General features: G+C 63.1%; 12 protein-coding genes. 8 read left to right on the top strand and 4 right to left on the bottom strand.

Going from position 1 to position 7271, the window contains the following annotated elements; all coding sequences use genetic code 11:
- The first annotated feature begins 61 nt into the window (after window positions 1-61).
- The 3 genes from PQ627_RS14800 to PQ627_RS14810 are packed head-to-tail and all read left to right on the top strand — an operon-like array spanning window position 62 to window position 1525.
- Complete coding sequence (locus PQ627_RS14800) at window positions 62-898, top strand: SGNH/GDSL hydrolase family protein (RefSeq protein ID WP_144662302.1); 837 nt, start codon at window positions 62-64, stop codon at window positions 896-898.
- 55 nt (window positions 899-953) lie between these two features.
- The gene (locus PQ627_RS14805) at window positions 954-1157 is read left to right on the top strand and encodes a type II toxin-antitoxin system HicA family toxin (RefSeq protein WP_222120645.1); all 204 of its coding nucleotides are present in this window, start codon (window positions 954-956) and stop codon (window positions 1155-1157) included.
- A complete protein-coding gene (locus PQ627_RS14810; protein WP_144662303.1) occupies window positions 1154-1525 on the top strand; it encodes a hypothetical protein in 372 nt (123 codons plus the stop codon). The genes PQ627_RS14805 and PQ627_RS14810 overlap by 4 nt, the downstream gene beginning before the upstream one ends.
- Window positions 1526-1566: 41 nt before the next feature.
- Here the strand turns inward: PQ627_RS14810 and PQ627_RS14815 are convergent, their stop codons facing one another.
- Window positions 1567-1854 (bottom strand): YciI family protein, encoded by a 288-nt coding sequence (locus PQ627_RS14815; protein ID WP_274262209.1) that lies wholly within the window; start codon window positions 1852-1854, stop codon window positions 1567-1569.
- Between the two features lie 69 nt (window positions 1855-1923).
- On the opposite strand from PQ627_RS14815, the gene PQ627_RS14820 reads away from it, so the two are divergent.
- Window positions 1924-2403: a MarR family winged helix-turn-helix transcriptional regulator gene (locus tag PQ627_RS14820; RefSeq protein WP_144662307.1), complete on the top strand. Its 480-nt coding sequence runs from the start codon at window positions 1924-1926 to the stop codon at window positions 2401-2403.
- Between the two features lie 51 nt (window positions 2404-2454).
- On the top strand, window positions 2455-3222 hold the full coding sequence (locus tag PQ627_RS14825; RefSeq protein ID WP_274262210.1) for an SGNH/GDSL hydrolase family protein: 768 nt from the start codon (window positions 2455-2457) through the stop codon (window positions 3220-3222).
- Here the strand turns inward: PQ627_RS14825 and PQ627_RS14830 are convergent.
- From PQ627_RS14830 to PQ627_RS14840, 3 genes are read right to left on the bottom strand one after another with little or no spacing between them, the layout of a single operon-like run.
- Window positions 3206-3946 carry an FAD:protein FMN transferase gene (locus PQ627_RS14830; protein WP_274262254.1) on the bottom strand — a complete coding sequence of 247 codons (741 nt, stop codon included), beginning with the start codon at window positions 3944-3946 and terminating at the stop codon, window positions 3206-3208. The genes PQ627_RS14825 and PQ627_RS14830 overlap by 17 nt on opposite strands.
- Before the next feature lie 34 nt (window positions 3947-3980).
- Window positions 3981-4406, bottom strand: a complete 426-nt coding sequence (locus tag PQ627_RS14835; protein WP_274262212.1) for an FMN-binding protein — start codon at window positions 4404-4406, stop codon at window positions 3981-3983.
- A 14-nt stretch (window positions 4407-4420) separates the two neighbouring features.
- Window positions 4421-5881, bottom strand: coding sequence for a ferredoxin reductase family protein (locus PQ627_RS14840; RefSeq protein ID WP_274262214.1), 1461 nt, complete (start codon window positions 5879-5881; stop codon window positions 4421-4423).
- A 383-nt stretch (window positions 5882-6264) separates the two neighbouring features.
- Here PQ627_RS14840 and rpmB point away from each other — a divergent pair, with 383 nt between their 5' ends.
- From rpmB to rpsN, 3 genes are read left to right on the top strand one after another with little or no spacing between them, the layout of a single operon-like run.
- Entirely contained in the window at window positions 6265-6501 is a 237-nt protein-coding gene (rpmB, locus tag PQ627_RS14845; protein ID WP_144662315.1) for a 50S ribosomal protein L28, read from the top strand.
- Window positions 6501-6668 carry a 50S ribosomal protein L33 gene (gene rpmG / locus PQ627_RS14850; RefSeq protein ID WP_003798558.1) on the top strand — a complete coding sequence of 56 codons (168 nt, stop codon included), beginning with the start codon at window positions 6501-6503 and terminating at the stop codon, window positions 6666-6668. The genes rpmB and rpmG overlap by 1 nt, the downstream gene beginning before the upstream one ends.
- 4 nt (window positions 6669-6672) lie before the next feature.
- Window positions 6673-6978, top strand: a complete 306-nt coding sequence (rpsN, locus tag PQ627_RS14855) for a 30S ribosomal protein S14 (protein WP_011776360.1) — start codon at window positions 6673-6675, stop codon at window positions 6976-6978.
- The last annotated feature ends 293 nt before the right edge of the window (window positions 6979-7271 follow it).

Here is a 7271-nt window from a genome sequence, read left to right on the forward strand (position 1 = left end):
TCGCTCACCTGTTCACTTTGGGTTGGTACGGGCTTAACCGGCGGCGCGTACCGTCCGGAGGGTGCGTGAGGATTTCGGGGACGGAAAAAACGTTCGACGGCGGTACGTCGCCATCGGGGATTCCTTCACCGAGGGCGTGGGGGACCCGAGCAAGATCCTGCCCAATGGGGTCCGCGGCTGGGCCGACCGGGTGGCCGAAAAACTGGCGAAGGCACAGCCCGGCTGGGAGTATGCCAACCTTGCCGTACGCAGCAAGAGGCTACGGCACATCATCGACGAGCAACTGCAGCCGGCCCTCGACATGGAGCCGACGCTGATCACGGTCTATGCCGGTGGGAACGACATCCTGGACTTCGGCACCGACATGGAGGCGCTCCTGGATGACTACGAACTCCTGGTTGCCCGGCTGTGTGAAACGGGCGCAACCGTAGTCCTGTTTACCGGTTTCGACGTCAAGGTCTCGGCTGTCCTTGAGCCTTTCAAGCGGCGCAACACCCTATACAACGAACGAGTCCGCGGGATCGCCTCCAAGTATGGTGCCGTGCTGGTGGATTACTGGTGCTTCGATGCCTACAAGGATTCGCGGATGTGGGCCCCGGACCGGCTCCACATGTCCAAGGCCGGGCACAAATACCTGGCTGCCCAGGTCCTGGACCACCTCAACGTCCCCCATAAGATTTCGCCCAAGGAATGGGAACCGCCCTCGCGCTTGACCCTCCGTGAATGGGAACGCCGGCAACGCCGCTGGGTCAACGACTGGGTGGTGCCGTTGTTCGGCCGCAAGCTGCGCGGAGTGACGTTGGGGGATTCGCTGCAGCCGCGCTGGCCCCGACCGGTCAAAGTCCCCCGAAAAGGGGGCTTGAAGAAGCTCGTGGAGGACAGGGAAGCAGCCCAATAACCATGCGTCTATAGGCCACTAGACAGGCATGTCTAGTGGCCTATAGACTGAATCAATGATGATGAAGCGCCGGGATCTTTTGAGCAAGCTGAAACGCACTGCGAAAGATCTCGGCGTCGACTACAGCGCCGAAGAAGGCGGAAGGCATACCCGCGTCACCATCGGCGGTAATACAACGTTTGTGCCTCGCCACAATGAGATTGGTGAGAAGTTGGCCAAGGAAATCATGAAGCAAGCCAAGGGAGAGGACACCAAGTGAAGCTCGAAGTAACAGCCAGCCGCGACGGCCGGCTTTGGTTCCTGGAATCAACCCAGATCGAAGGTCTGACCACGCAGGCCCGAACCGTGTCGGAAATCCCGGAGATGGTGCGTGACTTGGCGTCCCTGCTTACAGGCCGCCCCGAAACGGATTTCGAAGTCCAGATCACCTTTGACGCACCCGAAGTCACCGAGCACCTCAGGGCTGCTGCGGAGTTGGCTGCCAAGGCTGACGAGCTGAAGGCAGCGTCAGCGCGGGAACGTCACGAGGCCGCGATGGTGCTCAAGCGCCAAGGGGTTACTGTCCGCGATATCGGGGCCGTCCTGGGGGTCTCCCACCAGCGAGCCCAGCAACTCGTCAGCCACTAACACGCACCTTCAGGCTTGCAACCGGCACCAAGCCGGAAAGCTCAGCTGTCCAGCAGGTTCTCGTAGCCCTCGGCGACGCTGGTGGCGGTGAATTCGATGATCTCGAAGTCGGCTACGCCGTTGCTGTAGAACGGGTCTTGTGCCAAGGAGGCGTCCAGGGCTTCCCGGTCCACTTTGGAGAGCAGGACGCCTCCCGTGGCTGGTACGCGACGTCCGGACGCGAGGAAGATGCCGTCGTCGAACGCTGCTTTAAGCCAGGCCATGTGGCCTGGACGGTGGAAGTCGACGATTTCGTCCGGAACTTTGTAGGTCAAGGAGACTACGAACATGCCGTCAGCCTATCGCCAGGGCAGTGTGCTGGGAGCTACCAAGCCAGCGGATTCTCATAAGATGGACCCATGAATCAACCCCGCTGGCTGAACGCCGACGAGCGCCGCGCCTGGCTGGCCCTGCTGAGCATCAACACGTTGCTCCCCTCGGCGTTGGATACCCAGCTTCAGTCCGCCGGCAAGCTGTCCCTCTTTGACTACAACGTGCTGGCGATGCTCTCCGAAACTGAGGGCCGATACCTTCCCATGAGCGAGCTCGCTGCCCGTACCAGTGCCTCGTTGTCGCGGCTTTCCCACGTTGTTACCAAGCTGCAGAAACGCGGTTGGGTGGAACGGCAGGCGCACCCCGGAGATGCCCGGGTGACCGTTGCGCACCTGACCGAGGCCGGTATGTCCACCATCGTTTCGCTGGCCCCAGCGCACGTGGAATCGGTACGGACCCTGATGCTTGATTCACTGAGTCCCGAGGACGTCGCCGATCTCGCGCGCATCGGCGAAAAGATCGTCGCCCGGCTGGATAACAACCACTGGATTCTCCGCGATTCCTAACGGTTCCACCGGGCTTTGGGGCTGTGGGCGCTGAAGTGGCAAACTGGCGGCATGGATTTTTCTGCCCGCTATGTGGCCTTGGGAGACTCGTTCACTGAGGGCGTCGGCGACGACGATCCCACACGCCCCAACGGGGTCCGCGGTTGGGCTGACGTGGTGGCCACGCAACTCGCCCTGGGCAATCCGGGGTTCGGCTACGCCAACCTTGCCATTCGCGGGCGCAAACTCCGCCAGATCATGACGGAACAGGTGGATGCCGCCGTCGCCATGAAGCCCACCTTGGTGAGCCTTTACGCCGGCGCGAACGACATCCTGCGGCCCAGGATCGATATCGACTCGCTGTTGGAGGAGTACGACGCCGGCATCGCCAAGTTAAGCGCGACCGGAGCCACCGTACTTCTCTTCACGGGCTTTGACGCCAAAGGCTCCAAAGTCTTCAGCACCATGCGGGGCCGCACGGCAATCTACAACGAACTGGTGCGCGAGATCGCCGAGGACCACGGCGCTTTGCTGGTGGATTACTGGCGGTTCGATGAGTACGACGATTGGCGTATGTGGGGCGAAGACCGGATGCATATGTCCACAGCTGGCCATCTCAACATGGCCAAGCGCGTGCTCGATGTCCTGGAACACGAGCACGTGATGGAAGTTCCCGAGCTCGCCCCCGTCCGGCTGTTGAACCGGGTGGAGACCCTGAAGGCCAACGCACGCTGGATCCGTGAGTCGGCCGCTCCGTGGGTGTCCCGCCGTCTCCGCGGCGTCTCCTCCGGCGACGGTCTCAGCCCGAAGTACGCGGAATTGATCAAGCCGCTTCCCTGAATCCCGGCGTAGCCAGCAAGGATCCGTCGCGACCTACCGCGATCACTTCCACGCCCCACTTTTCCACGGCCTGGTCCAGTGTCCTCGTTCCGCCGGCAACGATGGCCGTGGCAAGGACGTCGGCGGTCACGATGTCGCCTGCCGCCACGGAAACTTGCTCGAACTCCGGCGCCGCGCCACCAACCGCCCAGATGTGGTGGCCCCTTTCAGCGGACCCTGACGTCGCCAGGGCACGCCGCGTGCCCAGCGGGTACGTGAGCAGCAGGGCCTGTCGATCAAGGGGATCCACCACCCCGGCGAGCCACGGCTCGTGCGTCTCCGGCGTTGGCGAGCCACTCACCAGCACGTCCCCGCCGGCGTTCAGGCACCAGTCCTTCAAACCGAGCGCCTCCAACGACAAAGCGGCTTCCCGCGCCGCGTGCGCCTTCACGATTCCGGAGAGGTCCAACACCCCGTCGGGACGTTCGGCCGTGAACGCGCCATCGGTCGCCAACCGCCATTCCGCCGCTTCTGCATACAGGTCCCGCATCACTTCCGACGCGTAGGCCAGCGTCAGTTCCCCACGGGCCAGCCGGCTCGCCTCGGAACCGTCCCGGTACAGGCTGAAGGTCAGGTCCAGTTGGGTGAACGTATCCTCGACGACGGCGGCAGCTGACTCGAGCTCGTCAGCGGCAGTCTGCGCGGAGCGGATGCCGGCAAGGGTCAGGCTCACCACGGTGCCCATGCTGTGGAACGTCCGGGCCCGGAGCTGCGGACTACTAGAAGTTGGCTGCATCGAGGGCTGCCTGCAGGGAGGTGAGGTAGGCGTCGCTGGTCACCGTGGCGCCGCTGACGGTTTGCACGTTGGCCGACTGTGCCTGCAGTACCTCCGAACGCAACACCGGGGCAGCGCGGCTGCTGATCTGGGCCGACTTACGTTCAGCGTCGGTGAGCTGCAGTGCCGTGACTTCCGTGATCTTGCCGCCCTGGATTGTCACCCGGACCTGGACTGTACCGAAGCGGGTCTGGACCGACGCGCCGTCGTACGTTGCCGCCGTCGTCGTTCCTGTGCTGCCACGGGCGGCGCCACCATTCGTGGTGCTGCTGCTCAGGCTGGTAGTGGTGGTTGAGCCGGTATCGGCGACGTGCGCGCCCGACTGCCAGCCAGCCAACAGGATGCCCGCCGACGCCAGCGCGGTTGCCATGGCTGCCCTTATTCTCACCAGTCGAACCTTTCGTAGTGGAGTTGTTCCGCGGGGACACCCGCGGCCCGGACGTCCTGGATGACTGAGGCAGCCCACTGCGATGGGCCGCACACATACACGTCGGCCGCGGCGATCCTCGGGACGTAGGAGTCGATGCTGAACCCGGCCGCCACCGCAGACTGGGGAAGCCATGGGTGGGCGCCGCTCGAGCGTTGCCCCGTGAGATGGAAGAGGGTAGCGCCGCGTGCTTGGCACAGGTCCATGATTTCCTTGCCCAGGAAAAGCTCGGACTCGTCATGGCCCCGGAGCAGGACCGTGGCGTGGCCGGGTTCGAAGGGGGTGGACTCCAGGAGCGACCGCAACGGCGTGATGCCGATTCCGGCGCCGATCATCACCACGTTGTTCCGCGTGCGGGCTGCCGTGCTGAACATGCCGTAGGGTCCCTCGATGGCAACCTTGGTTCCGGGCCTGATCCCCGCGAGTCTGGCCGAGCCATCCCCGAGGTTCCGGACGGTGATGCGTATTTTGCCTGTTGCGCCCTCGACGCCGACCACCGGCTCCGCGGACAGGCTGAAAGGATGTGGCTGCCACCAATGCCCCGGAGCGAGGAACCTCCAGAAGAAGAAGCGGCCGCCGGCTCCCGAGAGGCGCTCAAGCTGCAGGCCCGTCATCTCGATGCTGAAGACATCCGGTGCAACCCGAACCACCCGGCTCACTGTGAGCTGGTGCCGGAACGTCGCCACCAACGGCTGGCAAACCCTGTAGAGGACAAGTGCGCCGCCGGTCGCGATGCAGATGGCCAGCCAATACCAGCGCTGCCACGTGCCCTCCGCGAACAGCCCGCCCACGCTGAACTGATGCGGAATGGCGGTGCCCACGGCGGTATAAGTCAGCAGGTGGATCGCGTACCAGAATTCGTAGGGGAATCTCCTGCGTACGGCCACCAGCGAGGTCACCACCACGGCGATGAAAAGGGCCAGGGAGACGAACGCGAGCCACATGTCAGGGACGTTGACCCACAAGGAGACCGATTCGCTGATCGGGTCCAGGCCCTCCGCGGCGCCATAACCGATGGCGATCAGCAGTCCGTGGGCCAGCAGCAGATAGAGCGCCGGTTTGCCCAGCTTCTTGTGGACCTCCAGGGCGCGGTCATGGCCGATCGCGTTGTCGACAAAGGGAATCCGGGCTGCGAGCAACAGCATGAGCAGCACCAGGTCCATGCCGATCAGTCCGGCGACAATGCCCAAGGACGTCATGGTCGCCGCAAACGAGGCGAAGCCGCTGGCACCGCCGTCGGCAAGCCACAGCGATACTGCCGCAACCGGCGACAACCACCCGACGAAACCCAGGACATCGGCGCGGGCCAGCCGCCGTCGTGCTTGCGGACGGAAACGTTCGACGGCGGCAGGTGCCGTCCGCGGGACCGCCGGGGCGGGGCTGTCCACGCTGTAATCTGTGGCTGGGAACGAGGTCATGTTCCAAGACTCGCCAAGCTTCCTTTCATTCTGCTGTGAAAGAGCTTTTGAGGGCGTATGATGCCGGATTGGTCTTAATTTCGCCTGACCCGTAGAATAGTTAGGCGCTAGGTAGTGCGGATCGTGTGCAATTGCTCCGGTTGGTGGTGACAGTCAGTCTTGCTGATGTCCCGGTGGCCGGTAGTTAGGGGCTCAAGTTGCGTGCATTCCTGTATTCGCCCGGTATCCCAGGACCTGAGTTATTGCGGTCTTGTGGCCAGCCTTCTTCGCCGCACTTGATGCGGAAACTACCGAAATGGTGTGGACCGGATGCGGACACTGCCTGACGCACGGCAACGCAGGAACATCTGCACGCCGTTACATTCAATCTTTGGAGGAGAGTCATGGCAGCACACTGCCAAGTGACCGGAGCCGAGCCGGGCTTTGGACACAGCATTTCGCACTCGCACCGTCGCAACAAGCGTCGGTTCGACCCGAACATTCAGAAGAAGCGCTACTGGGTTCCGTCCCTGCGCCGTAATGTCACGCTGACCCTGTCGGCCCGTGGCATCAAGACCATCGACGTACGCGGCATCGACGCAGTCGTAGCCGACATCCTGGCACGAGGAGTAAAGCTCTAATGGCAAAGGACAAGGACGTACGTCCGATCATCAAGCTGAAGTCCACCGCGGGCACCGGTTACACCTACGTAACCCGCAAGAACCGTCGTAACGACCCGGACCGCCTGGTCCTGAAGAAGTACGACCCCAAGATCCGCCAGCACGTCGAATTCCGAGAGGAGCGCTAAACACATGGCAAAGAAGTCCAAGATTGCTCGCAACGAGCAGCGCAAGGTCATTGTTGAGCGTTACGCTGCCAAGCGTCTCGAACTGAAGAAGACCCTGGTAGACCCCAACGCGACTGACGAAGCACGCGAAGCTGCACGCCTCGGCCTGCAGAAGCTGCCCCGCAACGCCTCCCCGATCCGTCTGCGTAACCGCGACCAGATCGACGGCCGTCCCCGCGGCACGCTCCAGAAGTTCGGTATCTCCCGTGTTCGCTTCCGCGACATGGCTCACCGCGGTGAGCTCCCGGGCATCACCAAGTCTTCCTGGTAATCACGAAGCTCTGAAAGGGCCGGCAACCGTTATGGTTGCCGGCCCTTTTTGTGTTTATCGCCCGCTCACGTTCCCCGTGGCTGGGTGTGGACGCTCGCTTACATCCCCCGGGTTTGGTCGGGGATGCTCGCTCACATCCCGACCGTTTGGTGCGGATGCTCGCTCACATCCCCCGGGGTTGGGTGCGGATCCTCGCTCAGGTGGGTGTTCGACGGCGGGTGGTTGGGTGGGTTGGTTGGTGTGATGGGGTTCACGGGGCTGGTTTTTGGGTTTTGGGGGTGGTTTTTGGGTGG

The organism is Paenarthrobacter sp. AB444 (genome assembly GCF_028736865.1).
GTDB lineage: Bacteria > Actinomycetota > Actinomycetes > Actinomycetales > Micrococcaceae > Arthrobacter > Arthrobacter nicotinovorans_B.

Bases quoted from the DNA above. Each gene is read 5' to 3' on its own strand.
- PQ627_RS14825 (WP_274262210.1), top strand. From the start codon at position 2,455: ATGGATTTTTCTGCCCGCTATGTGGCCTTGGGAGACTCGTTCACTGAG.
- PQ627_RS14835 (WP_274262212.1), bottom strand. From the start codon at position 4,406: ATGGCAACCGCGCTGGCGTCGGCGGGCATCCTGTTGGCTGGCTGGCAG.
- PQ627_RS14805 (WP_222120645.1), top strand. From the start codon at position 954: ATGATGATGAAGCGCCGGGATCTTTTGAGCAAGCTGAAACGCACTGCG.
- PQ627_RS14840 (WP_274262214.1), bottom strand. From the start codon at position 5,881: ATGACCTCGTTCCCAGCCACAGATTACAGCGTGGACAGCCCCGCCCCG.
- rpmB (WP_144662315.1), top strand. From the start codon at position 6,265: ATGGCAGCACACTGCCAAGTGACCGGAGCCGAGCCGGGCTTTGGACAC.
- PQ627_RS14815 (WP_274262209.1), bottom strand. From the start codon at position 1,854: ATGTTCGTAGTCTCCTTGACCTACAAAGTTCCGGACGAAATCGTCGAC.
- PQ627_RS14820 (WP_144662307.1), top strand. From the start codon at position 1,924: ATGAATCAACCCCGCTGGCTGAACGCCGACGAGCGCCGCGCCTGGCTG.
- rpsN (WP_011776360.1), top strand. From the start codon at position 6,673: ATGGCAAAGAAGTCCAAGATTGCTCGCAACGAGCAGCGCAAGGTCATT.
- PQ627_RS14830 (WP_274262254.1), bottom strand. From the start codon at position 3,946: ATGGGCACCGTGGTGAGCCTGACCCTTGCCGGCATCCGCTCCGCGCAG.
- rpmG (WP_003798558.1), top strand. From the start codon at position 6,501: ATGGCAAAGGACAAGGACGTACGTCCGATCATCAAGCTGAAGTCCACC.